The sequence below is a fragment of the Actinomadura sp. 6N118 genome (assembly GCF_044326415.1).
In the GTDB taxonomy this organism is placed as follows: Bacteria; Actinomycetota; Actinomycetes; order Streptosporangiales; family Streptosporangiaceae; genus Spirillospora.
The window spans coordinates 158,071-184,262 of sequence record NZ_JBIRAZ010000013.1 but is presented as its reverse complement, the minus strand read 5'-3'; the positions used below and the strand labels follow the sequence as shown (position 1 = coordinate 184,262).

Here is a 26,192-nt window from a genome sequence, read left to right as displayed (position 1 = left end):
GCATATTGCATCGAAAAGAGGAGTCGCGAGTGACAACCAACCCGACCGAGGACGAACTTTTCACCGCTTTCACGCGGGCGGACCTCGGCGGCGACGAGAAGCTCGACCTGATGGAGTTCACGATGGTCTTGGAGAGCCTGGGGCTGTCCTGGGCGCGGCACGAAGTGCAGGACCGCTTCGAGAAGACCGACACCAACCATGACGGCTTCATCTCCTTTCCGGAACTCCGGACGCTGTTCGAAACCCTGGGGCTGACCGGGCCGCAGCGCGCCTGATCCCTTCCCGCCAACACCTGATCTCTTCCGTCAACGCACGGCCCGCCGGTCTTTACCCGATCCGGCGGGCCCTGTCATTGTGTCCGTGTCATTGCGTTCATCCGGGCTTATCGCCCGTCATGGGGTCGCGGTTCAGGCCGGACGGCCGCGCCATTCACGGTAGCGGCGCACAAGTGACGCCGTGGACGGGTCGGGCGCGTCGGCGGGCGGCTCCGGAGAGGTCAGCGCGGGCGCCAGGTCCATGGCCATGACCTTGCCGAGCTCGACCCCCCACTGGTCGAAGGAGTCGATGCCCCAGATCGTGCCCTCGACGAACACGATGTGCTCGTAGAGGGCGACCAGCTGGCCCAGGGTGGCGGGCGTCAGCTTGGGCGCCAGGATGGTGTTCGTGGGGCGGTTGCCCGGCATGACCTTGTGCGAGACGACGTCCGCGGGGGTGCCCTCGGCGGCGATCTCCTCCGCGGTCTTGCCGAAGGCGAGGGCGGAGGTCTGGGCGAGGAGGTTGGCGGTCAGCAGGTCGTGCATGCCCGCGTCGCCGGCGGTGTGGTCCTCGAACGGCTCGGCGAAGCCGATGAAGTCGGCGGGCACCAGCCGGGTGCCCTGGTGGAGCAGCTGGTAGAAGGCGTGCTGGCCGTTGGTGCCCGGCTCGCCCCAGAAGATCCCGCCGGTCTGGGCGACGACGGGGGCGCCGTCGGCGCGCACGGACTTGCCGTTGGACTCCATCGTGAGCTGCTGGAGGTAGGCGGGGAAGCGCGCGAGCCGCTGGCTGTAGGGCAGCACGGCACGGGTCTGGGCGCCGAAGAAGTCGTTGTACCAGATGCCGAGCATGCCCATCAGGACCGGCATGTTCTGCTCGAACGGGGCGGTGCGGAAGTGCTCGTCCATGGCGTGGAAGCCCGCGAGCATCTCGCGGAAACGGTCCGCCCCGATGGCGATCATCAACGACAGGCCGATCGCGCCGTCGAAGGAGTAACGGCCGCCCACCCAGTCCCAGAAGCCGAACATGTTGTCGGTGTCGATGCCGAAGTCGGCGACCCGCTGCGCGTTCGTCGACACGGCCACGAAGTGCCGGGACACCGCCTTGTCGTCGCCCAGCGCGCCGACGAGCCACTCGCGGGCGACCTTGGCGTTGGTGAGCGTCTCCAGCGTGCCGAACGTCTTGGAGGCGACGATGAACAGGGTCTGCTCGGGGTCCAGGCCCCGGAGCTTCCCGGAGAGGTCGGCCGGGTCGATGTTGGACACGAACCGGGCGGAGATCCCCGCGTCGGCGTAGTCGCTGAGCGCCTCGTACGCCATCGCCGGGCCGAGGTCGGAGCCGCCGATGCCGATGTTGACGACGGTGCGGATCGGCTTGCCGGTGAACCCCGTCCACTCCCCTGAGCGGACCCGCCCGGAGAAGTCCGCCATCGTGTCCAGAACGGCGTGCACGTCGGCCCCCACGTCCTGGCCGTCCACGTTCAGCCGCGCGTCGCGCGGCAGCCGCAAGGCCGTGTGCAGCACCGCCCGGTCTTCGCTGACGTTGATGTGCTCGCCGGCGAACATCGCGTCGATCCGCTCCCGCAACCCGGCCCGCTCGGCCAGTGCCACCAGCATCCGCATCGTCTCGCCGGTCACCCTGTGCTTGGAGTAGTCCAGGTAGAGGTCGCCCGCGCTCACCGCCATCCGGTCCGCCCGCCCGGGGTCACCGGCGAACAGCTCGCGCAGGTGCGTCCCGGCCAGCGTCGTGTGGTGCTCGGCCAGCGCCGACCACTCGGACGATTCGGTGATATCAGCCATAACCCACTCATCTCCCCGCATATCCCGGAGAGCGCCGGTGGCGCTCCCCGGTGGTCCATACCCCGACCTGCGATCATAAGGTGATCGCAGGCCGCCCACCTGCCAACCGCCCGATCGCGCCCCTCCTTCCCGCGCGCGTTCGGAACCGCGGTCAGTTGCGGCGTTGCGGGACGCCCCACGGGTTGTCGTCGCGGAGGGGTGGCGGCAGGAGGTCCTGCGGCAAGCCCTGGTAGGTGACCGGGCGCAGGAACCGCTCGATCGCGGCGGTGCCGACGGAGGTCGTCGCGGGCGTGGTCGTCGCCGGGAACGGGCCACCGTGCTGCATCGCGTACGTGACGGAGACTCCCGTGGGCCACTGGTTCCAGAGGACGCGGCCGCTGCGGTCGGTGAGCACCGCCGCGAGGCCGGCGAGCTCGGGCGCCTCCCCCTCCTCGCCGTGCAGGGAGGCGGTGAGCTGGCCGGGCATGGACGCGAGCACTCCGGTGACGTCCGCGAGATCCTCGTACGTCACCACCATGCCGAGCGGGCCGAAACACTCCTCGCCCGCCACGTCCTTGTCCGCGGCGAAGTCCGCCAGGCTCATCGTGAGCAGGCGTGGGCTCGCGTCGTCCGACCAGACCAGCTGCCGCACCCCCGGGCGGCCGGCGAGCGTGTCGGCGGTGGACAGGTAACCGGTCTCGATGCGGTCGTTCAGCATCGGGGCCGCGTCCACCGCGCCGACCAGCTCGGCGATCCGGTCCACGATGCCGTCACCCGCGGGCACGAACAGCAGCCCCGGGTTGGTGCAGAACTGGCCGGCGCCGAGCGTGAGCGACCCGGCGTAGCCCTTGGCGATCTCCTCGCCGCGTGCCTTGGCCGCCTGTGCGGTGACCACGGCCGGATTGACACTGCCGAGCTCGCCGTAGAACGGGATGGGCACGGGCCGTTCGGCAGCGATGCGGGCAAGCGCCAGGCCGCCGCGCTGGGAGCCGGTGAACGCGGCGGCGGTGATCGCCGGGTGGCGGAGCGCCTCGACGCCCTCCTGCTCGCCCTCGATCAGGCCGAAGACCCCCTCGGGCACGACCGCGCTGATGATCTCCGCCGTGCGGCGGGACAGCCGTGGATGGCCGGGATGCGCCTTGACGACGACCGGGCATCCGGCGGCCAGCGCCGAGGCGGTGTCACCGCCCGCGACGCTGAAGGCGAACGGAAAGTTGCTCGCGGCGAAGACCAGGACCGGGCCGACCGCAGTGCGGTATCGGCGCAGGTCAGGACGTGGTCCGCTGGACCACTCCGGGTCGGGCCGGTCGATGCGGGCGTCATAGAACTCGCCCTTGCGGACTTCGTCGGCGAAGAGCCTGAGCTGGAACGTGGTGCGGGTCAGTTCCCCGTTCAGCCGGGTCTCCCCCAGATGCGACTCCTCGTCGGCCAGCGCGACGAGCTCGGCCCGCGCAGCCTCCAGGGCGTCGGCCACCGCCGTCAACGTGGCGGCCCGGGTCTCGGGTGGTGCCGCGGCCCACGGGCCTGCGGCGGCCGCGGCGGCTGTCGCCGCCTGGTCCGGCGTGGTCATGGGGTGCTCCCTTCGTTGGACGACAAAGCCCACGCTAGAGGACGAAACCCTCAGGGAAGGGGTCGGCCGGGTCGAGCATGTAGTTGGCGGTGCCGGTGATCCAAGCGCGCCCGGAGAACTCCGGGACGACGGCGGGCAGGCCGCCCACCTCGGTCGTGCCGGTGAGACGGCCGATGAACCGGGTGCCGATGAACGACTCGTTCACGAACTCGGTGTCCAGCGGCAGCTCGCCGCGGGCGTGCAGCTGCGCCATCCGCGCCGAGGTGCCGGTGCCGCACGGCGACCGGTCGAACCATCCGGGGTGGATCGCCATCGCGTTGCGTGAGTGCTTCGCGTCCGAGCCGGGCGCCAGGAACTGCACGTGCTTGCTGCCGCCGATGGACGGGTCCTCTGGATGCACGGGCGGGTTCTGCTCGTTGATCGCCGCCATGATGTCCAGGCCCGCTTTGAGGATGTCGTCCTTGCGGGCGCGGTCGAACGGCAGGCCGAGAGGTTCCAGGTCCGTGATGGCGTAGAAGTTGCCTCCGTACGCCATGTCGTATCGGACCTCACCGAACCCAGGGACGTCCACCACCGCGTCCTGCTCCAGGCAGAACGAGGGGATGTTGCGCAGGGTGACGTGCTCCGCCCGCCCGTCCCGCACCGCCACGCGGGCCTCGATCAGCCCGGCCGGGGCGTCGAGCCGCACGATGGTCTCGGGCTCGGTGACCTCGACCATGCCGGTCTCGACCAGGACGGTCGCGATGCCGATGGTGCCGTGCCCGCACATCGGCAGGAAGCCGCTGACCTCGATGTAGACCACGCCCCAGTCGGCGTCCGGGTGGACCGGCGGCTGGAGCAGCGCGCCGCTCATCGCCGAATGCCCGCGCGGCTCGTCCATCAGGAAGCGCCGCAGCCCGTCGAGGTGCTTCATGGCGTACAGCCGCCGCTCGGCCATCGTGTCGCCGGGGATGGGCGGGACCCCGCCGGTGACGACCCGGGTCGGCATGCCCTCGGTGTGCGAGTCGACGGCGCTGAGGGTCCGGACCGCACGCATCAGGCGGCCTTCCGCTTCTCGAGCGCGGTGATCGCGCGGGCCATGTCGGCGGTGACCTGCTCGCGGTGCTCCTCGGTGAGCGGCCCGCGCGGCGGGCGGCAGGGACCGCCGTACCGGCCGACCTGCTCCATGCCGAGCTTGATGGCCTGCACGAACTCGGTGCGCGAGTCCCATCGGAACGCGGCGACGAGCGGCTCGTACAGCTCCCGCGCCTCAGCCAGCCGGCCGGTGGTCGCCAGTTCGTAGAGCAGTGCCGACTCGGCCGGGAAGACGTTGGGGAATCCGGCGAACCAGCCGGTGGCGCCCATCAGCAGGGCCTCCAGGGTCACGTCGTCGGCGCCCGCGACGACCTCCAGCCGGGGGGCCTTCTCCTTGATCTCCAGAACGCGGCGGACGTCGCCGGAGAACTCCTTGACCGCGACCACGTTGTCGATCTGCGCGATCTCGGCGAGCAGGTCCGGGGTGAGATCCACCTTGGTGTCGATGGGGTTGTTGTAGACCATGACCGGCAGGCCGGCCGACGCGACGGCCTCGAAGTGCGCGATGACCTCGCTGCGGTTGGCGCGGTACATCGTCGGCGGCAGGCACAGCACGCCGTCGGCGCCGTCCTCCGCCGCGAGCTCGGCCCAGTGCCTCGCCTGGTGGGCTCCGGGGCCGTGCACGCCCACGACGACGACGCCGTCGTCCCCGACCGTCTCGATCGCCGTGCGGGCGACGCGGCGGCGTTCCTCGTCGGTCAGCGAGGAGTATTCGCCGAGCGAGCCGTTCGGGCCGACGCCTCGGCAGCCGTTGTCGACCAGCCAGCGGCAGTGCTCGGCGTACCGGTCGTAGTCGACCGCGAGCCCGGCGGGCGCCGAGGCGTCCTCGCGGTACGGCAGCGCCGTGGCGACGATGACGCCGCCGAGGCTCTTGATCGTGTTGGTGCTCATGGGGCGCTCTCTTCCTCGTGCGGGCGTCGTGCCAGCTCGCCGAGCCGGATGGGCTGGGCGATGGGTCGGTGATGGGGTGTGGCGGTGATGCCGTGACGGGCGAGCAACTCGGCGACCGTGGGGCCGCAGACGCGGGCCTGGCACGGGCCGAGCCCGGCGCGAGTCCCGAGCTTCATTGCGTGGAACGAGCCGCCCGCCTGGTCGCCGGCGGCGCGGCAGATCGTGTCGTACGAGGTCTCCTCGCAACGGCACACGACGGTCTCCGGGCGCATCCAGCTGCTCCAGGCCGTTCCGATCGGGTGCGCGGCGGCGAGCCGCTCGGCGAACGCGCGAGCCTGGTCGCGACGGCGGCGCAGCCGCCGGATCTCCGGTACGCCGGGTTCACCGCCGGCGGCGCACCATCCGGCCAGCAGCCCTTCGATCCGGGCCGCCGGGGCGCCGCCGATCCCGGTGATCTCGCCCGCCGCGTACACCCTCGGGCTCGTGGTCAGCTGATCGTCGTCCACGAGCACGAACGCGGCGTCGCGCAGCTCACAGCCTGCGGCGACCGGGAGTTCGAGCTGCGGGCTGAAGCCGTGCGAGACGCAGACGGCGTCCACCGGGACCGTCCGCTCGGTGCCGGGGATCACCGACCAGTCGGCGCGGAGCCGCGCGATGACGGCCTCCTCGACCCGGCCTTCGCCGCGTGCCTCGGTGACGGCGCGGCCCATGCGGTAGGGAACGCGGTGCCGGGCGAGCAGACCGGTGTATTCGGCGAGCTCGGCGGCCTTGTCCCCGTGGGAGGCGAGCTCCCATGGCCGCCGCGCCCAGCCGCGCGTCACCGTGGCGGCGGGATTGGCCTCCAGCACTTCCAGGACGGTGGACCCCGCTTCCAGAAGGGAGGCGGCTACTGGCAGAAGGAACGGTCCGGACCCGGCGACGACCACCTGGTCGCCGACAACGAGGCGTTCCCCCTTGGCGAGGGCCTGGGCCGCGCCTGCGGTGAACACACCCGGCAGATCCCATCCGGGGAACGGAAGCACCCGGTCATGCGCGCCCGGGGCGAGCACGAGCGCGTCGGCGTCGAGCACACGGCGCTCGCGCCCCGACCCGTCGGCCGGACCACGCAGCACATGGACGCGCGGCGGTCGCGCCTCCCCCGGATCAGGTCGCTCCAAGGACCAGACCGAGCTCTCAGGCCACCAGCCGCAGCGCGGGTGGCCGAGCACGTGGCGGCGCATCCGGTCGAAGCCGCGCCAGCCGTGGTGCAGGCGCTCGGGCCGTTCGGCGGCGAAGGCGTCCGGCAACATCCGGTGGTACTGGCCGCCGGGCTGTTCGGCGGAGTCGATGAGCGTGACCCGGGCGCCCGCGCGGAGCGCGGCGGCAGCGGCGGCCAGACCTGCCGGTCCGGCACCGATGACGGCGACGTGCCGCGTCATCAGGACTCCTCCGCTTCCACCCGTGACTGCGAGACCACGATGTCGCCGTCCAGGGCGCGACGGCGGCAGGCGCGCACGTCGCGGTCGCCGTTGACGGTGACCAGGCAGTCGAAGCAGACGCCGATCCCGCAGAAGACCCCCCGTGGCGCACCAGTCGGGCCCTGGCGCCAGGCGTGGCGGCCGCCGGCGAGCAGCACCCCGGCGATCGTCTGTCCCGCCACGCCCGCGACCGGGGCGCCGTCCACGGTGATCTCGATGGGCGTGTCCGGGCGGCGACCGGCGGCGTCGTCCTCGCGGCGGACAAACCTCGGGGTCACAGGTCCTCCCCTTCGCCCAGCACGGCGGGCCGGTCCACCCGGAACGGCGCGGCGTCGATCTCCGGCTTCCGGTCGTGCAGCAGGTCGCGCAGGACGGCGGCGGTGCCGACGGAGAGCCCGATCCCGGCGCCCTCGTGCCCGGTCGCGTGCCAGAGTCCCGCGAGCCGCGGGTCCGGCCCGATGACCGGGAGATGATCGGGTACGTACGGGCGGAACCCGCCGTACGCGCGCATCACCGGGACGCCGTCCAGGCACGGGAAGAGCCGCAGCGCCTTGCGCGCGATCACCGAGAGCACCTCGGGGCGGATCCGGTCGTCGAAGCCCACCCGGCGGCGCGATGAGCCCAGCAGGATCGTCCCGGCCCGGGTGGACTCCACGACCGCCGACGACTGGAGCTCCTCCGCGCCGCTGCCGACCGCGCCCACATAGTCGGCGTCGTAGACCTTGTGGAAGACCGTGGGCGGCATGGGCGCCGTCACGAGCACCTCGCCGCGCCGGGGGCGCACGCCGATGGGTGCGCCGAGCCTGCGCGCCAGCTCTCCCGACCACGGCCCGGCGGCGTTGACGAAGACATCGGCTTCGAAGGTGCCCGCGGAAGTGCGCACGGCGGTGACGCGTCCACCGCGCACGACGCCCGTCAGGACGTCGCAGCCCGTGCGCAGCGTGGCTCCGGCGCGGAGAGCGCCGGCCAGCAGGGCGCTCGCCGCTCCGGCAGGCTGGACCTGCGCGTCTTCGGGGTAGTGGACGGCGGCGGCGAAGTCACGGGTGACGTTGGGCTCGGCCGCGGCGAGCGCGGCGTCGTCCATGGGTTCGGCCACGACGCCCGCCGCGCGCTGGCTTGCGGCGAAACGGCCGAGTTCGTGCGCGCCGGCCTCGGTCATGGCGACGACGATGCCGCCCTTGGGCTCCCACTCGACAGCTCCGGCGTCCGGATGCCCGGCGATGATCTCGGGCCAGAGCCGCCGCGAAAGCTGCGCCAGCTCCAGTTCGGGACCCGGGCCCTTGTCGGACACGAGCACGTTGCCTTCACCGTGCGACGTGGTCGCCGCCGCCGGGCCGCCCCGGTCCAGGACGGTCACCGCGTGCCCGGCCCGGGCGAGCTCGCGGGCGCAGGCGGCGCCGATGATCCCGGCGCCCAGCACCACGACCCGCGCTCCGGCCACAGACCCCTCCCGGCACCGTTCGTTAAACCGAACGATGTCGAGGCTAGGGCGGCGACCCGGACACTGTCAACGATCGCTCGCGATTCGCATCACGGCGTTTCGACCAGGCAGGGCGGTTGCGTACGGGTCCCGTGAAGCCGCTGGTCAGTGCGGTACTGCAAGAGCAGGACCGAACGCACCGGCCCCTCCAGGGCGGTGTAGCTGTGCGGGAGGCGGGCGTCGAAGCCGACATAGTCGCCCGGCCCGAGCTCCACCTCACCATCGTCCACCCGAACACCCAGCCTGCCCGCCTGCACGATGGTGTGCTCGGTCCCGACGTGGCCGAGCGAGTCCTGCCGCGAACCCGCCCGTACCTGCTGGTCATAGACGTCGAAGATGGCGTCGCCGGACTCGATGCCGCGCAGCGGCCGCAGGTCGATCCCTTCACCACTGAGCACCTGCACGTCGGCGGAGCGCACCACGGTGAGCCCGTTCCCGCGCGGCTGGTCGAGCAGATCGGAGATCGGCACCTCCAGCGCCCGCGACAGGCTGAACACCGTCTCGATCGTGGGGTTGCCCGAACCGCCTTCGAGCTGCGAGAGCGTGGCCTTTCCGATCTTGGAACGGCGGGACAGCTCGGACAGCGACAGCCCGCGCTCGGTCCGGGCGCGCCTGAGATTGGCGGCCAGCAGGTCCCGCACCGACTCTTCCGAAGCCCCCACGAGCCGCCTCCCTCAACTTCGTTCGCTTTGCCGAACGAAGTATACGAGCGACAGACGCCTTTACTCCGATCGTGAGGCCACCAGGGTGAGGACGTCGTATTTGGCCACTGAGGCGCCGTCCTGGTTGGTGACGTCGGTGTCCCAGCGGACCTCGCCGTATCCGGTGCCTCCGCGTGGGGTGATCTGCTTGGCGGTGAGGGTCACGGTCAGCTCGTCCCCGGGGTAGACCGGCGTGAGGAAGCGGAGATTCTCCAGGCCGTAGTTGGCGAGGACCGGGCCGGGGTCGGGCGACACGAAGAGCCCGGCGGCGAACGAGACGACCAGGTAGCCGTGCGCGACCCGGCCGTTGAAGAACGGGTTGGCCTTGGCCGACTCCTCGTCCATGTGGGCGTAGAAGGTGTCGCCGGTGAACTCGGCGAAGTGCTCGATGTCCTCCAGGGTGACCGTGCGCGGCCCGCCGACCGCGGTGTCGCCGATGCGCAGATCCTCCAGGTGCTTGCGGAAAGGGTGCTCCTCGGTGACGGTCCGGTCGGTGCCCGGGACCCAGCGGCCCGTGAGGGCGGTGAGCATGGCCGGTCCGGCCTGCACGGCGGTGCGCTGCATGTGGTGCAGGACACCGCGGATGCCGCCCATCTCCTCGCCGCCGCCGGCGCGTCCCGGTCCGCCGTGGACCAGGGCGGGCAGGGGCGAACCATGGCCGGTTGACTCCTTGGCGTCCTCGCTGTTGAGGACGAGCAGCCTGCCGTGCCAGGGTGCGATGCCCAAGACGACCTCGCGTGCGAACTCCGCGTCGGCGGTGACGATCGATCCGGTCAGGCTGCCCCGGCCGCGCGCCGCCAGTTCGACGGCCTGCCCGGCACCCGCGTACGGGAGCAGCGTGCTGACGGGACCGAACGCCTCCACCTCGTGCGGCTCGGAGCGGCCGGGGTCGTCGGCGCGCAGCAGGATCGGGGACATGAACGCGCCGCGTTCGGCGTCGGCGTCCACCGGGCTGAGGTGATCCGGGTCGCCGAACGCCACGCGCCCGGCGTCCAGCAGCGCCTTGAGCGAGCGCCGCACCTCCTCGCGCTGGTCGAGGCTCGCCAGCGCGCCCATCCGCACGTCCGGGTTCGCCGGGTTGCCCACGGTCACCTTCGCCAGCCGTTCCCGCACGGCCTCCGCGACGTCGTCCATCAGCGGACCGGGCACCAGGGCACGGCGGATGGCGGTGCACTTCTGGCCCGCCTTGACGGTCATCTCGGTGACGAGCTGCTTGACGAAGAGATCGAACTCCTGCGTCCCGGGTGCCGCGTCCGGGCCGAGGATCGAGCAGTTCAGCGAGTCCGCCTCGGCGTTGAAGCGGACGGAACGGCCCACCACGGCAGGATGGGTGCGCAGTCGCTGGGCTGTGGAGGCCGACCCGGTGAAGGCCACCAGATCCTGCTCGGTCAGATGGTCGAGCAGGTCACGGGCGTCGCCGCAGACGAGCTGCACCGAACCCTCGGGCAGGATGCCGGACTCCACGACGAGCTCGATCATGCGCGCCGACAGGTACGCGGTCTGGCTGGCCGGCTTGATCAGGCTCGGCATTCCGGCGAGGAAGGCCGGCGCGAGCTTCTCGAGCGGACCCCAGACCGGGAAGTTGAACGCGTTGATCTGCACGGCCACGCCCAGCATGGGGGTGCAGAGGTGCTGGCCGACGAAGGTGCCGCCCTTGCCCAGCGGCTCCACGTCCCCTTCGACGAGGAAGGTGTCGTTCGGCAACTCGCGGCGGCCCTTGCTCGAATAGCCGAACAGCACGCCGATGCCGCCATCGATGTCGAACTTGGAGTCGTTAAGGGTGGCCCCGGTGCGCGCCGACAGCTCGTACAACTCGTCCCGGTGTTCCCGCAGATGTGAGGCGAGGGCCTTGAGCAGGGCCGCACGCTGGTGGAAGGTCAGCTCGCGGAGGGCCGGCCCGCCCGTCCGGCGGCCGTACTCCAGGGCGGCTCCCATGTCCACGCCCTCCGAGGAGATCCGGGCGACCTCCTCGCCCGTCACCGCGTCCGGCAACGCCACGCCCTCGTCTGCTGGAGAGTGCCAGGAACCGGACACATAACTGCGCAGCGCAACCACCGGGGACCTCCTCGTCCACGTTCGTCCTTGTCTCCTGCCACGATTCCCGGTCTCTCACGCCTTGGAAACCCGGATGGGGCTACCTCCCAGGTAATCGCCCCCGCTACCAGCTCCCTCATAGCGTCGGAGGCGTCGAGATCGAAACGACGCTGATCCTCCGGAAGGGGAATTCCTATGACCACCACGCGCTCTGTCACCGATGCCGGGATCTTCGCCGACGGCCGCAGGCTCATGAAGGTGGCCCTGCGCCTGGACGCGGTGGTGACGGGGGCCAACGGCCTGGCCTATCTGGCGCTGGCCAGGCCGCTCGACGACCTCCTCGGGCTGAGCACCGCCCATTCCTACGCGCTCGGGGCCTTCCTCCTGGTCTACGCGGTCGCGGTCTGGGCGATCTCGATCCCCGCCCAGGCCAACCGCGTCGCCGTCACCGCCGTGATCGAGGCCAACCTCCTGTGGACGGTGCTGAGCGTCGTCACGGTGGTCGCCGGCTGGTTGTCGCTCAACGCGGTCGGCGCGACCTGGGCAATCCTCCAAGCGGGGACCGTCGCGGGCTTCGCCGGACTGCAGTACCTGGCACTGCGCCGCAGCCGCTGAACGGTCCCCGGCAGTTGGACGAGCGAGGCCTCACCCTCAGAGGCGTTCTCAGGAGGCGTGGACATCCCACGCCTCCTGGCGGATCTCGATGTGCTCGGACCGGCGCAAGGTCTCCAGCAAATCCCGCCATTCCGGCCGCCAGTCCGCCTCGGGCCCGGCTCGTTGGACGAGGGTGACGGCGAAGAGCTCGGCCACGAAATGGCCCTCGCCCGCCAGGCGCCGCGCCGCCGGCAAGAGGGCGGGCGGCTCGACCCGGGAGCGGAACCGCGACTGGAGGCTGCCGCCCGCGAGCCGCCCCGCATGTGCGGGTCTGTCCCGGAGCAGGCGTGCGAGATCGACCAGCTCATCGGCGAGCTTCTCCGGAGACGGGGTGTCCTCGGCGCCGGTGGGGACGGGGAGCAGGGACACGTACAGCCTGGCGGCCTCCTGCACATGGAGCGGATGGGCGGACAGCCGCTCGGCCGCCCGGCGCGCGAGCGCCTTGCGGCTGGGGGTCCTGTGCCCGGAGAGGTACGAGGTGATCCGGTCGATCCGGGAGCGGGCGACCTCGTCGAGCCCGGCGGCCAGCAGGCGGTCGAGCACCGGGAGCACCTCCTCGCCGAGCTCGCCGGTGCCGAGCAGCGCGAGCATGACCGGCAGCTCGGTCTTCTCGGCGGGCGCCGCAGGATCACCGACGGCTTCGAGGATGTCGGCGTAGCCGCCCTCGTACCAGGGGGCCCACGTGGCGAACGCCCGCGAGGCACGGAACCGTACGCCCGGAAGCTCCGAAGCCCCCAGCAGGCTCCGGACCAGTGCGGCGTACCGTGGCCGGTGCGCGGGACCATATTCCACGGGCTGCGCCTGGTAGAGGGTGCGCAGCAGCAGCTCCCCGGCATACGGGCCCGCTGCGTCGCCGAGCGCCGCCAAGGCACGTGGATCCTCGGGCATCCAGCGCAACGCGACCGCCACGGCCACCCGCACGTCCCGGTGCAGCGCTGGATCCCGCCATGCTCGCAGCAGGACGTCGGCGGCGCCCTCCGTCCGATGCCGTGCGAGCTGCCGCGCCGCCTGCTTGCGCACGGTCACCTTGCTGTCAGGCCCGGAGAGAGCCTCCGCCAGGAGCGGCCCGAGGATGGACGGCCGCACCGACTCACCGCAGCGGGCCATGGCGGCCACAGCCACCTTGGACGTGAGTCCTCGCGCGTGCGTGAGGAGAGTCGGCAATGCCTTGGCGGGCTCGTCCGTGTGCGCGAGCGCCTCGATGGCCGCCTCGGCCAGAACGCCATCGGCGTGGCCGGCCAGGGCCGTCAACTCGTTGAGAGTGCCCGGCAGGCGTCCCAGCGATGCGATGGCGGCCGTCCTCGCTGTGGACGGCATGGTCTCGTCGCGGACCGTGCTGCTGAGCACCGCCCGGACGCGGGCGCGTTGCCCCGGCGTCCATCGGCCTGCCTCCCCCGCGGCGATTTCGGGCACCCATTCACCGGTGCCGCCCAGCAGCGGGAGCAGGAGGTCGGTGCGACGCCTGGAGAGGGCGCGCCAGACTTCCGGGACACCGATGACGGACGGGTCGTCGGCGAGGAGTCCGGCGGCCCGGTCGTCGCGGTCGGGCGCATGGAACAGCCACAGGCTTGCGGCGGCATGGGCGAGCGGCTCCGGCGCCGACAGGGCCGCTGTTCGCAGGTCGTCCTGGAGTTCGGCGAACCCGTGCGCCCGGCGGCCAAGCGACCACGCCAGCCACACCGCGGGTTCGAAGTCCTGACGCTCGCGTGCCGCGCGGAGATGCGGCCGCAGCCGTTCGACGAGTTCCGTTTCCTGGCCATGGCGCAGAACGAGGTCCAAGCGAAACTCGTACAGCGCATCGGCGCCGTGCCGCCCGAACAGCTTCTCGTACACGCCGAAGGCCCACGCCATGAGCGCGGGAGAACGCTCAGCCTCGTGGTGCCGCAGGATGCGGGCCGCCAGCATGCGAAGCGCGTGCCTCGTCTCCTCCGAACTGTCTCGGGAGTCGACCGCGGCGATCGCAAGCGCCTCCAGATGCGTGGCGTGGGCGTCGGTCAGAAGGACCGGGCGGACCTTCGCCAGGGCTGTGAGCAGCGCGCCGCGCAGCGGGTCCTGGTCGTTGGCGGTGCGGTGGACGAGTTCCACGACCCGCCCGTGCAGGATCTCCGGATCGCCGGTGCGGGCGGCGCACCCCACGAGCAGCGTCCTCGCCAGCCCGCGCCGCCGCGGGTCACCGCCCAGCGCGGCCTCCCGGAGCGGCCCGGCGGCCTCCTCGTACGGGAGATGCGCGGTGAGTTTGAGCGGGATCTCCGGGTCGTCGAGCTGGGAACGCGCCGAGTGCCAGACCGAGCCGTGCCAGTCGAGCATCCGCCGCGCCTCCGCAGCCGCCCGTCCCGGCGGAAGCCACGCCAGGACCTTCATGGCGTGCAGCCCTGGGAACTCGCCGCCCCTGCGTTCCAGCACCGCGTCGTACACCGGCTCGCGGCGGCTCGGCGGCACCAACTTGAGGAAAGCGACAAGCCCGTGGGCGTCGGTTGGAGCCGCGGCGAAGAGTTCCTCGTCCGGGCACACACGCCAGCGTGCGAGGCAGGCAATGGGCAGGGTGCGCCGGCCGCGCCGGTAGCCGACGCGCGCCAGCCGTCCGGCGCGGACGGGGTCCGCCGCGAACAGCGCGGTGATGACCTGCGGGGGGATCCCCGCAGCCCAGTTGTCGAGCCTGTGCTTCTCCAGCAGCGACATCGCACGCAATGGCTCGGCCAGCGCGGCAGCCGCGAAAGCACGCCTGCCGCGCCTCCACCACCGGTAGGGGTATGCGACCTGGCGCAGTTCGCGGTCGGCGGCGTCGAGGAACGCGACCGGATGGCGTCCGCCAAGGGCACGCCACGCGGTGACGCCGTGCGCCAGATCGGGGAGCATCTCCGCGACGAGGCCCGACGAGCAGGCCGGCAGCAGCGCCCCAGCCTCACGTTCACCCCAGCGTTCGCGAACCTCGGGCAGCAGCCGATCGGCGAGAGCCTCCCGCCGGCTGTGCAGAAGGGTCCGGTAGAACGCCCGGCGCAGATCCGTCGGAGCGTCGTCGAGGACCGCCGCAGCCGCGTCGTCGGAGACCGGCAGCGTTCGTACGGCTCGCAGGGCCGCGCGCCGCAGTCGCAGATCAGGGCCTGCGAGGACGGCCTCGATGTGGGTCAGGTCACGCGCCGCCATGGCCATGTGCAGGGCGGTGCGGCGTTCGTAGTGTTCTCGTGCGGCGAGCTCCCCGAGAAGGGAGCGGAACGCCGGGCTCCCCCGGTGACGTCGCGCGTGGAGCGCGAGTTCGCGCATGCGTTGCGGGTAGGGGAGGTGTTCAACACGTGCCAGCAGTTCGTCAGCCGGTGTCGTGACCGGCCGCATGGGGCTCAACGGCCCGGGCGGAGACCGCCCTTCCTGGAGATCATGCCGACGATGATGGCCTATCCCCCGCCGTCCCGGCAACCCGGGGGTCAAGTTCCGGGTGCCGCGCATACCGCGTCACGGGTTGAGGAGCACCTTGATGGCGCCGTCCTTCTTCTTCTGGAAGATCTCGTATCCGTGTGGGGCCCGGTCAAGCGGCAGCTTGTGCGTGGCGAGGTCCTCCACGCCCAGCGGATCGCCGTCGCCGGTCAGGAGCGGCATCAGGTCGTCGATCCAGCGCTTGACGTGGGCCTGGCCCATCCGCAGCGTGATGCCCTTGTCGAACATCTGCAACATCGGCAGCGGGTCGGTCATCCCGCCGTACACGCCGACGATCGAGATCGTGCCGCCCCGGCGCACGATCTCGATGGCGTCGTGCAGCGCCGCGAGCCGGTCCATGCCCATCCGCGACATCAGCGGGGCGGCGGCGCGGTCCGGCACGAAACCGGTGATCGTGTGGGCGAGCTTGCCGAACGGCGAGCCGTGCGCCTCCATGCCGACCGCCTCGATGACCGAGTCGGTGCCCCGGCCGCCGGTCATGTCGCGGATCGCCTCGGGCACATTGCCGGTCCGCGCGCCGTCGACGACCTCGATACCGTGCCGCCGCGCCATCTCCAGGCGTTCGGGGACGAGGTCGACGCCGACGACCTGGCGGCCGCGGTGCCGCGCGATGCGCGCGGCCATCTGCCCGATCGGGCCGAGCCCGAGCACCGTCACGCTGCCGCCCTCGGGAACGTCGGCGAACTCGACGGCCTGCCATGCGGTCGGCAGCACGTCGGACAGGTAGAGGAAGCGCTCGTCCGGCGGCCCCTCCGGCACCTTGATCGGCCCGAACTGCGCCTGTGGTACGCGCAGGAACTCGGCCTGCCCGCCGGGGACCTCTCCGTACAGCTTGGTGTAGCCGAAGAGCGCCGCGCCGGTGCCCTGCTCGCGCACCTGCGTGGTCTCACACTGCGCGAACAGCTTCATGTCGCACATGTGGCAGTGGCCGCAGGAGATGTTGAACGGAATCACGACCCGGTCGCCGACACTGATGTGTGAGACGTCCGCGCCGACCTCCTCGACGATCCCCATGGGCTCGTGCCCGAGCACGTCCCCCTCACCGATGAACGGTCCCAGAACCTCGTAGAGGTGCAGGTCCGAGCCGCAGATCGCGGTCGTGGTGATCCGCACGATCGCGTCGGTCGGTTCCTTGATCGCGGGATCCGCGACCTCGTCGACACGGACGTCCCGCTTGCCGTGCCAGGTGACTGCCTTCATCGAGTCTCTCCTCTGCTCACGAGGGCGGCTGACGACGGCGGCTACGACGGCGGCGCCGGAACGGGCCGCTCGGCCAGGGCGGTGGCGACCGCCACCAGGTTGGACGCCATGGCCCGCCCGGTCGTGATCGACCAGTCGCGGCCCTCATCGGTCTCCAGGAAGCTCGGACCGGGCCCGGGGCCCTTGTTCCAGTAGGTCCAGGCCTGCCCGGGAATCGTGTAGCCGAATTCGTTCAGCGCGCCGCTGAGATTGTTGATGACGTGGTGGGCGCCGTCCTCGTTGCCGGTGACGACCACGCCCGCCACCCGGTTGTAGAGGACAGGCCTGCCGTCGTCGTCGGTGTTCACCCCCGGCGGGATGTTGAGATCGACGGCACGGATGGTCTCGACCTCGACCTTGCGTTCCCGCAGTTCCTCGATCACCACGGCGGCCAGCGCCTCGGTGTTGGACTGCTCGGGCGAGCGCTTCAACGTGCAGTTGATGACGACGGCCCGCACGGGGACTCCTCTTCGTCGAAGGGGCGCTGGTCGAAAGTCGTTCGACGCCTCCCCTACCCGAGCAACAGCCTGCAAACGGCCCTTTCCGGCCTCTTTGCGACTGTTTGCCGGCACGGTTGATCGCCCCACCCAGCGGGCTCAGTAGCCGTCCAGGCTCGCACGGGCCTCGGCGACCGCACGCGGCACCGGACGGCGGGCACGGAAGACCGACGGCAGCGCCCGGACGGCGTCGGCCGTTCCGCGCCTGCCCTCCGGGGTGCGCAGCGAGCCGGCGGCTGCCCTTGCGAGCGCGGGCAGCGGGCGCCGTAGCCAGGCGGTCAGCAGGCGGTTCCGTGCTTCCCGGCGGCGTCGCCACTGATGGTCACGACCCTGCCTGGCGGGGTGGTGATGGACGACCAGTTCGGGCAGGTACGCCTGGCCCCAGCCCGCGGCGGCGAGATCGAGGGCGAGCAGTTCCTCCTCGCCACCGAAGTGCAACACCTCGGAAAAGCCACCGACGCCGAGGAAGGCGTCGCGGCGCACGATGATCGAGCAGGCGAGATAGCCGAGTACGGCCTGGCCAGGCAGACCCGCGGGACGCCCGAGGGGCGAGCGCGCCATCCCGCCGGAGACGGGGTCCAGCCGCTCCTCCTCGCCGACCAGGACGCGGGCCGCGAGCAGCGCGGTGCGCGGATGGGCGTCCAGGATCTTCGTCGCGTGGTCCAGCGCGCCGGGCGCCCACCAGGAGTCGTCGTCGGCGAACGCCACGTACCGGGTGGTCGCCTGCTCGACCCCGACGTTGCGGGCGGCGGCCCCGAGATTGCTCGCCAGGCGTACGAGGCGCGCGCCCGCGTCCACCGCCACCTGCGCCGTGCCGTCGCTCGACGCGTTGTCCACGACGATGACGGGAACGGTGTGGTGGCGCAGGCTGCGGCGCAGATCCTCCTCACGGTCCTTCGTGGCCACGACGATCGTCACGTCGGCCATTGCTCCCCCTAACCGAGCTTTCCCCTAACCGAGCTTCCCCTAGCTGACGTACTGCCGGGCGCGCGAGCGCCGCTGCGGTTCGTCGAGTGTGCGCAACCACTCCTCGACGTGCCGCGGCAAGGTTCGCCGTTCCCGCAACACCCACGGAATCCCGGCGGCCGCCTCAACGAGCGCGGCGCCGGTGACCCGGTCGCGCGGAAGCGTGCCGAGCAGGCGCCCGGTACGGAGCAGCGCGGTGCCGGGCGACCGGCGGAGCCAGGTGGTCCAGAGCGTGTTGCGGATGCCGTGGCGGCGGCGCAGATGGGGGTCGCGGAGCCGTGAGGGCTGGTGATGCACGAGGACGTCTTCGGCGTAGCAGATATGCCAGCCTCTGGTCAGCAGGTCGGCGCTGAGCAGTTCCTCCTCGCCGCCGAGCCACAGCCGGGGCGAGAAGCCCCCGGCCGCGCGGAAGGCGTCGGCGCGGAGCATCGAGGCGCCCGCCAGGAACGAGCCCAGGGCCGGCCCAGGAAGACCCGCCAGCCGGGGCAGCGGCGAGTCACGCAGTTCTACGACGATCGGATCTTCCCGGCCACCGGGCTCCACGAGGATCCGGCCAGTGATGACGGCCACCCGGGGATGGGCGTCGAGCAGGTCCGCGGCGCGTGTCAGCGCTCCCGGTTCCCACCAGGTGTCGTCGTCGCAGAACGCCACGTACGGCGTCCGTACATGGTCGACGGCGACGTTGCGCGCGACCGCGCCGAGGTTGACCTTCGACCGCAGCAGCACGTACTCGGGGAAGGCGGCGGCGACGGCGTCGGCGGAGCCGTCCCGTGAGGCGTTGTCGACGACGATCACCGGCGGGCGTTCGGGCAGGTCGCGCAGCTTCGCCAGCGTGGCGAGCAGGCTCTGGCGCCGGTCGCGGGTGATGAGGACGACAGTGACACACATGAATCGCCCGTACCCCGCCGATTCGCGCACAACCGTCACGAAGGACATCCCAGGCCACTCGGTAAACACCCGATAAATGGGACCCCACCGTTCGTTACGTCCACGGCAAGGCTCCTGGAACGCATGGTTTGACCAACCTTCGCCGGGTAATGCCTGCAAATGCGAAATCACCTATAGGTGATTCGCAGAGCCGGATCCGGCTCTCGGGCAGCCCGATGCCTAAGACGCAGGCATCCTCCGCCCCGCCGATGGCTGAGCGCGCCATGCCCATGGTCAGTACCTGCCATGCCCATGGCAGCTTCCCCGTCCCGAACGGAGTTTCGCATGCGCATTCTCGGTATCAACTCGATCTTTCATGACCCCGCCGCCGCGCTCGTGGTGAACGGCAGGGTGGTCGCCGCGGCGGACGAGGAACGGTTCAGCCGCCGCAAACACGGCAAACGCCCGGTGCCATTCTCCGCCTGGGAGCTGCCCGAGATGGCGGCCCGCTGGTGCCTTGAGCACGCCGGGATCGAGGCAGGCGACATCGACGTCATCGCCTACTCCTACGATCCCAGGCTGGCGGCACGCGATACGCCGGGGCACGACCAGCACTGGGAGCAGCTGAGGACCCTCTACGCGCAGCGGGCACCCTACTTTCTCGCCACGGCGCTACCGGGCATTGACGCAGGCTCGTTCCGGTACGTGCCCCACCACATCGCCCACGCCGCGTCCGCCGCGCTCGCCGCCCCCGGCCCCGGCGACGGTGACGTGCTGGTGCTCGACGGCCGTGGCGAGGCTCATTCGCACCTGTCCGGCACCTACCGCGACGGTGCGCTCACGAGCCTGAGCGCGCAGGCGCTCCCGCACTCGCTGGGCCTCATGTACGAGGAGCTCACCCAGCACCTGGGCTTCCTGCGTTCGAGCGACGAGTACAAGGTGATGGCTCTGGCCTCGTACGGCGAGCCGCGCTTCCTCGACGAGATGCGCAAGCGGGTGCGCGCCACCGATGACGGCGGGTTCGCCGTCGATCCGGTCGACTGGGGCGCACTCGCGAAGGCACGGAAGCCGGACTGCGGGATCACCGAGATGACCGACGACCATGCCGACCTCGCCGCCAGCGTCCAGGCCAGGCTGGAAGAGGTCATCCTGGACCTCGCCGCCTGGCTGCAGGGCCGCACGGGCTCGCGCCGGTTGTCGATGGCCGGCGGCGTGGCGCTCAACTGCGTCGCCAACTCCCGGCTCGCCGAGGCGGGGATCTACGACGAGATCTGGGTGCAACCGGCCGCCGGCGACGCCGGCACGGCGCTCGGCGCGGCGTTGCACGTCGCTCAGGAGGCCGGTGAGCCCATCGAACCCATGCCCGGCGCCGCACTCGGCCGCGGATGGGACGACCGGGAGCTGGCCGCCCGCCTCGACACCGCCCGGATTCCCTACGAACGCCCGGACGATCTCGCCGCCGTCGTCGCCGACGCGCTGGCGCGCAACGAGATCGTCGCCTGGTTCCAGGGACGCAGCGAATGGGGGCCGCGCGCCCTCGGCCACCGGTCCCTGCTGGCCCACCCGGGCCACCGCGGAAACCTGGAACGGCTGAACGCGGTCAAAGGGCGCGAGCAGTTCCGCCCGATCGCGCCGATGGTCGCCCTCGACCACGCCGCGGAGATCTTCGAGGGGCCACTGCCCAGCCCGTACATGCTGTTCGTTCACCGCGTCAGACCGGACTGGCGCGACCGGATAGCGGCCGTCGTCCACGTGGACGGCACCGCGCGGATCCAGACCGTCTCGCCCGCCGACGACCCGCTGGTGGCGGATCTCCTCGAGGCCTTCCGGGTCCGCACCGGGCTGCCGGTCGTGGTCAACACCAGCCTCAACACCGCGGGCAGGCCGATGGTCGACGACCCGCGCGACGCCCTCGAATGCTTCGGATCCGCACCAGTCGACCTGCTGGCCATCGGCCCGTACGTCGTGCGGCGGCGGGAGGTGTTCGCCGGATGACCCCGCCGACGAGCCATTCGCCGCCGAGCTATTCGGTCGTCGTGCCCACGGTCGGCCGCCCGAGCCTGCGCACGCTGATCGAGTCACTCGCGGCCGGGTCCGGGCCACAGCCCGCCGAGGTCCTCATCGTGGACGACCGGCCGGCCCCGGGCACGCCGCTGCCGCTTCCGGACACCGCCGGCGACACGGTCCGCGTGCTCCGTTCCGGCGGCCGTGGGCCGGCCGCCGCCCGCAACGCCGGCTGGCGCGCAGCCACGACGGAGTGGGTGGTGTTCATGGACGACGACGTCGTGCCCGCGCCCGACTGGCCCGCCCGGACGGCCGCCGATCTCACCGGTCTCCCAGACGACGTCGGCGGTGTCCAGGGGAGCGTGATGGTGCCGCTGCCCAGCGGGCGCCGGCCCACGGACTGGGAGCGGAACACCGCCGGGCTCGCCCGCGCTTCCTGGATCACCGCCGACATGGCCTACCGCCGCTCGGTGCTCGCCGACGTCGGCGGCTTCGACGAACGTTTCCGCCGCGCCTACCGGGAGGACTCCGATCTGGCGCTGCGCGTCATGGACTCCGGGCACCGCCTGGTGCGCGGCGGCCGGCAGGTGACGCATCCGGCCCGCCCCGCGGGTTTCTGGGCGTCGCTGCGCGTCCAGGCGGGCAACGCGGACGACATGCTGATGTGGCGGGTGCACGGCCGCGGCTGGCGGGACCGCGCGCGTGCCGGGCGGGGCCGCTTCCGCCGCCACCTGGCCGCCACCGGTTCGGGGCTGGCGGCGCTCGCGGCCTGGCGCGCCGGCGCCAGGCCCGCGACCACGGCGGCGGTCGTCCTATGGGCGGCACTGACGGCGGAGTTCGCCACGGCCCGCATCGCACCGGGACCCCGGACCCCCGCCGAGATCGCCCGCATGCTGGTCACCAGCATGGCCATCCCGCCCGTGGCGGTCTGGCACCGGCTGCACGGCCTGGCTCGGCACCGGAACGCGACGCCCTGGCAACGGACCCGGGTGGTGCTCTTCGACCGGGACGACACGCTGATCCGCGACGTCCCGTACAACGGGGACCCGGCACGGGTCGAGGCGATGCCCGGCGCGCGCCAGGCGCTCGACCGGCTGCGCCGGCGCGGCCTGCGGATCGGCGTGGTCTCCAACCAGTCGGGCGTCGCCAAGGGCATGATCAGCGCCGACGACGTGCACCGGGTCAACGAACGCGTCGAGCAGCTCCTCGGGCAGGTGGACGTCTGGGAGTTCTGCCCCCATGACGACGCCGACGGCTGCCGGTGCCGCAAACCGGGACCGGCCCTGATCGAGGAGGCGGCCCGGCTGCTGGACGCGCTCCCCTCGGAGTGCGTGGTCATCGGTGACATCGGCCGGGACATCGACGCGGCGGAGGCCGCCGGGGCGCGCGGCATCCTGGTGCCGACCAGCCGGACCCGGCTGGAGGAGATCGCCCGGGCCGCCGAGGTCGCACCCGACCTGGGCGCCGCCGTGGACCGTGTCCTCGGGGAGAGGCGGTCGCGGTGAAGGTCCTCGTCGTACGCCTGGACAATCTCGGGGACGTGCTGCTGTCCGAGCCCGCCGTGCGCGCCGTCGCGGCGCGGGCGGACGAGGTCGTGATGGTGTGCGGCCCGCGCGGCCGCGCGGCCGCCGACCTGCTGCCCGGCCTCGACGGCGTCATCGAGTGGTGCGCGCCCTGGATCGACCCCGAACCCGGCCCGGTCGAGGCAGCGGCGGCGGACGAACTCGTCCGCGCGGTCCGCGGGTTCGACCGCGCCCTCATCTTCACCTCGTTCCACCAGTCGCCGCTCCCGCTGGCGCTGCTGTTCCGCCTTGCGGGGATCCCCTGGATCGGCGGCATCAGCGACGACTATCCCGGGTCGCTGCTCGATCTGAGGCACCGGTGCGAGGACGACATCCCGGAGACGCTGCGCATGCTGGCGCTCACGACGGCGGCCGGTTTCCCGGCGCCCGCCGACACCCGCCCGCGGATCCGCGGGCCGCTCCCCGACATCACCGCGCTCACCGGCGGCCCCGGCTACGTCGTCGTCCATCCCGGCACCTCGGTCCCCGCACGCGCCTGGCCGCCGGAACGCTGCGCCGAGGCGGTGGCCGGCCTCGCCGCATCGGGTCACCGCGTCGTCGTGACCGGTCACCGCGACGAGAAGGAGCTGACGGCGTACGTCGCGGGCACCGACGGCCTGGACCTCGGTGGCAGGACCGCCTTTCCCGAGCTCGCGGCGGTGCTGGCGGGGGCCGACGCCGTGGTCGCCGGGAACACCGGCCCGGCCCACCTGTCGGCGGCGGCCGGCACCCCGGTGGTCTCGCTGTTCGCGCCGACCGTGCCCGCCGCCCGGTGGGCGCCGCACGGCGTGCCGGTCGCGCTGCTGGGCGACCAGGAGGCGCCCTGCCGTGACAGCAGGGCCCGGGAGTGCCCGGTGGCGGGGCATCCCTGCCTGTCCTCCGTCACGGCCGGCCAGGTCGTCGCCGCGTTGGAGGAGCTGATCAGCCGATGAGAGTGCTGCTGTGGCACGTGCACGGATCGTGGGCGACGTCGTTCGTCCACGGCAAGCACACCACGCTCGTTCCGGTCACACGGGACCGCGGCCCTGACGGGAAGGGCCGCCCGGAGACCTTCACCTGGCCGGACCACGCGCTCGAGGTGCCTCACGACCGGCTGCGGGACGAGGACGTGGACGTCGTCGTGCTCCAGCGGCCGCACGAGATCGCCCTCACCGAGGAGTGGCTGGGCAGGCGGCCGGGGCGCGACATCCCGGCCGTCTATGTCGAGCACGACACCCCGCGCCGGACACCGGCCGACGCGAGCTCACCGGACGAGGTCGTGCCGGACAGCCGCCACTTCCTTCATGACCGGTCGGACATCCCGGTGGTGCACGTCACCCACTTCAACCAGCTCTTCTGGAACTGCGGCCGGGCGCCGACCACGGTCATCGAGCATGGGATCGTCGATCCGGGTTACCGGTTCGAGGGCCACTGGCCGCGCGCGGGCGTGGTCGTCAACGACCCCCTGCGCCGCGGCAGGGTGGCCGGGACCGACCTGCTCGCCGAGTTCGCCCGCAACGTGCCGATCGACCTGTTCGGCATGAACGTCGCCGGCGTCCCCGGCCGGCTGGGTGTCCCGGCCGAGTCGCTGTGGACCTTCGAGGACCTGCCGCAGGGCCGGATGCACGCCGAGCTCGCGCGCCGCCGCGTCTACGTCCACCCCTACCGGTGGACGTCGCTCGGGCTGGCGCTCATCGAGGCCATGATGCTCGGCCTGCCGGTCGTGGCCCTGGCCACCACCGAGGCGATCGAGGCCGTCCCGCCCGAGGCGGGCGTGGTGTCGACCCGCGTCGACACGCTCACCGCCGCCGCCCGTTCGCTCGTCGCCGACCCGCTCCGCGCCCGCCAGATGGGCGAGGAGGCACGGGCGGCCGCACTCGAACGGTACGCACTGCCGCGCTTCCTGCGCGACTGGAACCGCATTCTCACGGAGGTGACCCGATGAAGATAGCCATGGTCTCCGAGCACGCGAGCCCGCTCGCCGCCATCGACGGGCTGGGCGGCGCGGACGCCGGCGGGCAGAACGTGTTCGTCGCCGACCTCGCCGCTGAGCTCGGCCGGCAGGGTCACCACGTCACCGTCTACACGCGGCGGGACGCCGCCGGATTGCCGTCGCGGGTCCGGCTGGCCCCCGGCGTGACCGTCGAGCATGTCCCCGCCGGGCCGCCCGAGCCGGTGCCGAAGGACAGGCTGCTGCCGTACATGCCGGACTTCGGACGCTACCTGGCGGAGCGGTGGTCGAACGCGCCGCCGGACATCGCCCATGCTCACTTCTGGATGAGCGGGCTGGCGGCGATCCAGGCCGCCGACGCGCTGACGCCGCGGCTGCCGGTGGTCCAGACGTACCACGCGCTCGGCACCGTCAAGCGCCGCCACCAGGGCGGCAAGGACACCAGCCCGCCGGGGCGCATCCGGCTCGAACGGGCGATCGGCCGGACCGCGGACGCCGTCATCGCCACCTGCTCCGACGAGACCGGTGAGCTCATCCGGATGGGCGTCCCGAGGAACCGGATCACCGTCGTCCCCTGCGGAGTCGATCTGGAGGGGTTCGGTCCAGGCGGGCCCGCCACCCCGGCGAACGGCAGACCCCGGCTCGTCGCCCTGTCCCGGCTGGTCGAACGCAAGGGCGTCGACACCGCCATCGAAGCGCTCGTCCGCGTGCCGAAGGCCGAACTGCTCGTCGCGGGCGGGCCGCCCAAGGCGCAACTCGACGGCGACGCCGAGGTCCGGCGGCTCCGCGGCGTCGCGGCGGCGGCCGGCGTCACCGGCCGGGTGTCCTTCCTGGGCCGGGTGGGCCGGAGGGACGTCCCCGAGTTGCTGCGGTCGGCGGACCTGGTCGTCACGCTGCCCTGGTACGAGCCGTTCGGCATGGTCCCGCTGGAGGCCATGGCATGCGGGGTGCCCGTGGTGGCGACCGGCGTCGGCGGCCACGTCGACACGGTGATCGACCGGGTGACGGGCGTCCACGTACCGCCGCGCCGTGCCGTCCAGGCCGCGACCTGCATCCGGGAACTGCTCGCCGACCCTGCGCTCCGGGCGGCGATGGGAGTGGCCGGGGCGGACCGGGCGCGGTCGTGCTACTCGTGGGAGCGGATCGGCCGCGACACGGTCTCGGTCTATTCACGGGCCATGGCACGGTGCGAGGTGCCGGTATGAGCCCGCGCGTCGCCGCCCAGCAGGAGCAGAAACAGGAACAGAAACTGGAGGCGCTGGCCGACGCGGCGCTGCGTTTCCGGGAGTGGACGCCGACCGTCATCGCCTGGGGACGCCATCTCGGTCACGTGCTCGGCCGTGGCGGCAGGCTGCTCGCCTGCGGCAACGGGGGCAGCGCGGCCGAGGCCCAGCATCTGACGGCCGAGCTGGTGGGGCGCTTCGAGACCGACCGCCGCCCCCTGGCGGCGATCCCGCTGCACGCCGACACCTCCGCGGCCACCGCCATCGGGAACGACTACGGCCCGGTCAACGTCTTCGCCCGCCAGGTCCAGGCGCACGGGCGCAGCGGCGACGTGCTCATCTGCCTGTCGACCAGCGGCCGCAGCCCCAACGTGATCGCGGCCGCGCACGTCGCCCGCCGCATCGGGGTGACCGCCTGGGCGATCACCGGCCCCGGCCCCAACCCGCTCACCGCGGCCTGCGACGACGCGATCATGGTGGACGCGGGGACCACGTCCACGGTCCAGGAGATCCACCTGGCCGCCGTCCATCTGCTCTGCGGCGTCGTCGACGAGACCTTGGGAGTACGGAAGTAAGCAGGTGTA

The 26,192-nt window shown here is 72.2% G+C and carries 22 protein-coding genes; 8 read left to right on the top strand and 14 right to left on the bottom strand.

Translation table 11 applies throughout. The features are described 5' to 3' along the window. Positions 1-29: 29 nt before the first annotated feature. Positions 30-275: an EF-hand domain-containing protein gene (locus ACH34W_RS31455; protein WP_395964759.1), complete on the top strand. Its 246-nt coding sequence runs from the start codon at positions 30-32 to the stop codon at positions 273-275. 132 nt (positions 276-407) lie between these two features. Here the strand turns inward: ACH34W_RS31455 and pgi are convergent, their stop codons facing one another. The 9 genes from pgi to paaZ all read right to left on the bottom strand — a co-directional run bounded on the left by pgi (position 408) and on the right by paaZ (position 11,258). After that, positions 408-2,051: a glucose-6-phosphate isomerase gene (gene pgi / locus ACH34W_RS31450; protein WP_395964758.1), complete on the bottom strand. Its 1,644-nt coding sequence runs from the start codon at positions 2,049-2,051 to the stop codon at positions 408-410. Positions 2,052-2,202: 151 nt separating this feature from the next. Then, positions 2,203-3,600 carry an aldehyde dehydrogenase (NADP(+)) gene (locus ACH34W_RS31445; protein ID WP_395964757.1) on the bottom strand — a complete coding sequence of 466 codons (1,398 nt, stop codon included), beginning with the start codon at positions 3,598-3,600 and terminating at the stop codon, positions 2,203-2,205. 34 nt (positions 3,601-3,634) lie between these two features. Continuing rightward, positions 3,635-4,636 carry a proline racemase family protein gene (locus ACH34W_RS31440; protein WP_395964756.1) on the bottom strand — a complete coding sequence of 334 codons (1,002 nt, stop codon included), beginning with the start codon at positions 4,634-4,636 and terminating at the stop codon, positions 3,635-3,637. After that, positions 4,636-5,565, bottom strand: a complete 930-nt coding sequence (locus tag ACH34W_RS31435) for a dihydrodipicolinate synthase family protein (RefSeq protein WP_395964755.1) — start codon at positions 5,563-5,565, stop codon at positions 4,636-4,638. Before ACH34W_RS31435 ends, ACH34W_RS31440 begins: the two co-directional genes overlap by 1 nt. After that, positions 5,562-6,983: an NAD(P)/FAD-dependent oxidoreductase gene (locus tag ACH34W_RS31430; protein ID WP_395964754.1), complete on the bottom strand. Its 1,422-nt coding sequence runs from the start codon at positions 6,981-6,983 to the stop codon at positions 5,562-5,564. The genes ACH34W_RS31435 and ACH34W_RS31430 overlap by 4 nt, the downstream gene beginning before the upstream one ends. Next, positions 6,983-7,300 (bottom strand): (2Fe-2S)-binding protein, encoded by a 318-nt coding sequence (locus tag ACH34W_RS31425; RefSeq protein ID WP_395964753.1) that lies wholly within the window; start codon positions 7,298-7,300, stop codon positions 6,983-6,985. The genes ACH34W_RS31430 and ACH34W_RS31425 overlap by 1 nt, the downstream gene beginning before the upstream one ends. Beyond that, on the bottom strand, positions 7,297-8,463 hold the full coding sequence (locus ACH34W_RS31420) for an NAD(P)/FAD-dependent oxidoreductase (RefSeq protein WP_395964752.1): 1,167 nt from the start codon (positions 8,461-8,463) through the stop codon (positions 7,297-7,299). Before ACH34W_RS31420 ends, ACH34W_RS31425 begins: the two co-directional genes overlap by 4 nt. Before the next feature lie 89 nt (positions 8,464-8,552). After that, positions 8,553-9,164 carry a helix-turn-helix domain-containing protein gene (locus tag ACH34W_RS31415; protein WP_395964751.1) on the bottom strand — a complete coding sequence of 204 codons (612 nt, stop codon included), beginning with the start codon at positions 9,162-9,164 and terminating at the stop codon, positions 8,553-8,555. Between the two features lie 60 nt (positions 9,165-9,224). Beyond that, positions 9,225-11,258 carry a phenylacetic acid degradation bifunctional protein PaaZ gene (gene paaZ / locus ACH34W_RS31410; RefSeq protein WP_395964750.1) on the bottom strand — a complete coding sequence of 678 codons (2,034 nt, stop codon included), beginning with the start codon at positions 11,256-11,258 and terminating at the stop codon, positions 9,225-9,227. Between the two features lie 174 nt (positions 11,259-11,432). On the opposite strand from paaZ, the gene ACH34W_RS31405 reads away from it, so the two are divergent. After that, the gene (locus ACH34W_RS31405) at positions 11,433-11,852 is read left to right on the top strand and encodes a hypothetical protein (protein ID WP_395964749.1); all 420 of its coding nucleotides are present in this window, start codon (positions 11,433-11,435) and stop codon (positions 11,850-11,852) included. Positions 11,853-11,900: 48 nt separating this feature from the next. On the opposite strand, the gene ACH34W_RS31400 is transcribed toward ACH34W_RS31405, so the two are convergent. The 5 genes from ACH34W_RS31400 to ACH34W_RS31380 all read right to left on the bottom strand — a co-directional run bounded on the left by ACH34W_RS31400 (position 11,901) and on the right by ACH34W_RS31380 (position 18,910). Beyond that, positions 11,901-15,152 (bottom strand): HEAT repeat domain-containing protein, encoded by a 3,252-nt coding sequence (locus ACH34W_RS31400; RefSeq protein ID WP_395964748.1) that lies wholly within the window; start codon positions 15,150-15,152, stop codon positions 11,901-11,903. Between the two features lie 186 nt (positions 15,153-15,338). Then, positions 15,339-16,520, bottom strand: coding sequence for a zinc-dependent alcohol dehydrogenase (locus tag ACH34W_RS31395; RefSeq protein ID WP_395964747.1), 1,182 nt, complete (start codon positions 16,518-16,520; stop codon positions 15,339-15,341). Positions 16,521-16,561: 41 nt separating this feature from the next. After that, a complete protein-coding gene (locus ACH34W_RS31390; protein ID WP_395964746.1) occupies positions 16,562-17,017 on the bottom strand; it encodes a flavodoxin family protein in 456 nt (151 codons plus the stop codon). A 138-nt stretch (positions 17,018-17,155) separates the two neighbouring features. Further along, the gene (locus ACH34W_RS31385) at positions 17,156-17,983 is read right to left on the bottom strand and encodes a glycosyltransferase family 2 protein (protein WP_395964745.1); all 828 of its coding nucleotides are present in this window, start codon (positions 17,981-17,983) and stop codon (positions 17,156-17,158) included. A 39-nt stretch (positions 17,984-18,022) separates the two neighbouring features. After that, positions 18,023-18,910, bottom strand: a complete 888-nt coding sequence (locus ACH34W_RS31380; RefSeq protein WP_395964744.1) for a glycosyltransferase family 2 protein — start codon at positions 18,908-18,910, stop codon at positions 18,023-18,025. Positions 18,911-19,234: 324 nt separating this feature from the next. Between ACH34W_RS31380 and ACH34W_RS31375 the strand changes: the two genes are divergently transcribed. The 6 genes from ACH34W_RS31375 to ACH34W_RS31350 are packed head-to-tail and all read left to right on the top strand — an operon-like array spanning position 19,235 to position 26,183. Further along, positions 19,235-20,884 carry a carbamoyltransferase gene (locus tag ACH34W_RS31375; RefSeq protein ID WP_395964743.1) on the top strand — a complete coding sequence of 550 codons (1,650 nt, stop codon included), beginning with the start codon at positions 19,235-19,237 and terminating at the stop codon, positions 20,882-20,884. Further along, the gene (locus ACH34W_RS31370; protein ID WP_395964742.1) at positions 20,881-22,398 is read left to right on the top strand and encodes an HAD-IIIA family hydrolase; all 1,518 of its coding nucleotides are present in this window, start codon (positions 20,881-20,883) and stop codon (positions 22,396-22,398) included. The genes ACH34W_RS31375 and ACH34W_RS31370 overlap by 4 nt, the downstream gene beginning before the upstream one ends. Continuing rightward, a complete protein-coding gene (locus tag ACH34W_RS31365) occupies positions 22,395-23,387 on the top strand; it encodes a glycosyltransferase family 9 protein (protein WP_395964741.1) in 993 nt (330 codons plus the stop codon). The genes ACH34W_RS31370 and ACH34W_RS31365 overlap by 4 nt, the downstream gene beginning before the upstream one ends. Then, on the top strand, positions 23,384-24,379 hold the full coding sequence (locus ACH34W_RS31360; protein WP_395964740.1) for a glycosyltransferase: 996 nt from the start codon (positions 23,384-23,386) through the stop codon (positions 24,377-24,379). The genes ACH34W_RS31365 and ACH34W_RS31360 overlap by 4 nt, the downstream gene beginning before the upstream one ends. After that, positions 24,376-25,590, top strand: coding sequence for a glycosyltransferase (locus tag ACH34W_RS31355; protein ID WP_395964739.1), 1,215 nt, complete (start codon positions 24,376-24,378; stop codon positions 25,588-25,590). The genes ACH34W_RS31360 and ACH34W_RS31355 overlap by 4 nt, the downstream gene beginning before the upstream one ends. Next, positions 25,587-26,183, top strand: a complete 597-nt coding sequence (locus tag ACH34W_RS31350) for an SIS domain-containing protein (protein WP_395964738.1) — start codon at positions 25,587-25,589, stop codon at positions 26,181-26,183. Before ACH34W_RS31355 ends, ACH34W_RS31350 begins: the two co-directional genes overlap by 4 nt. The last annotated feature ends 9 nt before the right edge of the window (positions 26,184-26,192 follow it).